At 39.7% G+C, this 1,540-nt stretch carries 1 pseudogene; it reads left to right on the top strand.

What is annotated here, in order from left to right:
• Positions 1-1,540 (top strand): annotated as a pseudogene (locus QZ657_RS00200) (class I tRNA ligase family protein); the annotation flags it as partial.

The raw sequence follows: 1,540 nt of genomic DNA, 5'->3' as shown, positions 1-1,540 counted from the left end.
AATATTATAAATGGACACAGTGGATATTCATTCAAATATTCAATTCTTGGTATAATACCGATACGGATAAGGCGGAAGATATAGATACTTTAATTTCAGTATTTGAGGCAGAAGGCAATGCCAATGTAAATGCGGTTTGTGATGATGATATTGCTATTTTTTCTGCAGAGGACTGGACCAATTTTTCTGATGTTGAAAAGCAAGAAATTCTTTTAAAATATAGATTAACGTATTTGGCGGATACCGAGGTAAACTGGTGTCCGGCATTGGGTACGGTTTTGGCAAATGACGAAATAGTAAACGGAGTGTCAGAACGTGGCGGTCACCCGGTTGTTCGTAAAAAGATGACCCAATGGAGTATGCGTATATCTGCCTATGCACAACGTTTGTTAGATGGGTTGGATAAGATAGATTGGCCCCAGCCCTTGAAAGATTCGCAAACCAATTGGATAGGTCGTTCTCAAGGTGCATCGGCTATTTTTAATGTGAAAGACCATGATGAAAAAATAGAGGTTTTTACCACAAGACCCGATACTATTTTCGGAGTCTCTTTTATGACTTTGGCGCCAGAGCACGAATTGGTTGGTAAAATAACTACGGTAGAGCAGAAAGCAGAGGTAGAGGCATATATTGAGGCAACGGCAAAACGTAGCGAGCGTGATCGTATGGCAGATGTAAAAACCATTTCCGGTGCATTTACAGGTGCCTATGCGGAGCACCCATTTACAAAAGAGCCTATTCCTATTTGGATCGGTGATTACGTATTAGCAGGTTATGGAACAGGAGCGGTTATGTCTGTGCCATGTGGTGATCAGCGCGATTATGATTTTGCAAAGCATTTTAATATTGATATTCCTAATGTATTCGAAGGTGTAGATATTTCTGAGGAAGCTTTTGCTGACAAGGAAAAAACGGTTATTGCAAATTCTGATTTCTTAAACGGATTGCCGTATAAGAAAGCCATGAAATTGGCAATCTATGAGTTAGAGAAAATAGGACATGGTGAAGGAAAAATAAATTATCGTTTGCGCGATGCTGTTTTTAGTCGCCAAAGATATTGGGGAGAACCTTTCCCTGTATATTATGTAGATGGTATGCCGCAGATGATTGCAAAAGAACATTTGCCAATTGAGTTACCCGAAGTGGAAAAGTATTTACCAACCGAAACCGGCGAACCACCATTGGGTAACGCTGAGGTATGGGCTTGGGATACCGTTGCCAAAAAGGTTGTCAATAATAGCGAGATAAATAATACAACTGTATTTCCATTAGAACTGAATACTATGCCAGGTTGGGCGGGTAGTTCGCAGTATTTTAATAGGTATATGGATCCGCATAATAGCGAAGAAATATTCTCAGAGAAAGCCATTAATTACTGGCAAGATGTAGATTTATATATAGGTGGAAGTGAGCACGCAACAGGTCACTTATTGTACTCTCGTTTTTGGCAAAAATTCATGTTCGATAAAGGTTTAGTGCCTAAAGATGAGTTTGCTAAAAAGCTGATCAACCAAGGAATGATTACGGGGACTAGTGCTTT

It is taken from the genome of Maribacter sp., from assembly GCA_020629415.1.
In the GTDB taxonomy this organism is placed as follows: domain Bacteria; phylum Bacteroidota; class Bacteroidia; order Flavobacteriales; family Flavobacteriaceae; genus Maribacter; species Maribacter huludaoensis.
The sequence above is the reverse complement of the archived record's forward strand: the minus strand, read 5'-3'. Positions and strand labels throughout refer to the sequence as shown.